At 62.2% G+C, this 727-nt stretch carries 2 protein-coding genes; both read right to left on the reverse strand.

Translation table 11 applies throughout. From position 1 onward, the window contains the following. Positions 1–185, reverse strand: a 185-nt coding sequence (locus EOA24_RS42665; RefSeq protein WP_210213663.1) for a hypothetical protein, incomplete at its 3' end; no start/stop codon positions are given. Beyond that, positions 182–727, reverse strand: a 546-nt coding sequence (locus EOA24_RS42670; protein WP_210213664.1) for a hypothetical protein, incomplete at its 5' end; no start/stop codon positions are given. The genes EOA24_RS42670 and EOA24_RS42665, both read right to left, overlap by 4 nt.

A 727-nucleotide genomic window follows, 5' to 3' on the forward strand; every position in this document is an offset into this window, starting at 1 on the left:
ATGCCAAAGCCAGCGAGGATACTCTCCCGGTCTTTGCGACCGAGAACATAGTCGAGCCCATCGAGCATGGCCGCCGTGACGGCATCGGGATTGTTGATCGGGTCGAGCTGTTTTGCCGCGATCCGCGCGTTAAGGCCTTCGGCCACCATTGTGCCGACGCGCAGGTCGCCGCTGTAATTTATCACCTGCAGCAGAATCGCCGTTTGCGGAGCATAGGCAACAAGCCGCCCGACCGTCCGCAGAACGGCGCCCAAATCATTCTTGCGGTCGATCGCCTGGACTTCCGCCGGCTGTTTGGAAATATCGAAGGAAGGACGAAGATCGGCCGCGTGGAGCGCATTGCGTATGAACTGCGCGCGGTCGTCCTTTTTGGGAAGCACCGTGGCCGGAAGGCGATCGAGGGCACGAAGTCAGCAAGATTGTCCTCGAACGCCCGCACATCGAGGGCCAGCCGCCAAATTCCTGCATCTTCCGCTCTCTTGGCAAAACGCGACTTCGCCTCGTCATCAAGGTCGGCCAGTGCCTGCGCAATCCCCGCCGCGCCGACCGATGCGTTGTTGGCATCGGATGCCTGCCAGCGCGCCAGTTCGCCCAGCAGCCAGTCGCCGCCATCTTCGGTGACCAGCGCGCGCCAGGCAGATTGGCCAAGCTGGGCACAATGGACTGTGCCTTGGGCAGCGGTTGCATACCGGCAATCATCGCCGCCCGATCCGGCGTTGTTGCATAG

The organism is Mesorhizobium sp. M2A.F.Ca.ET.039.01.1.1 (genome assembly GCF_003998035.1).
Lineage (GTDB): Bacteria > Pseudomonadota > Alphaproteobacteria > Rhizobiales > Rhizobiaceae > Mesorhizobium.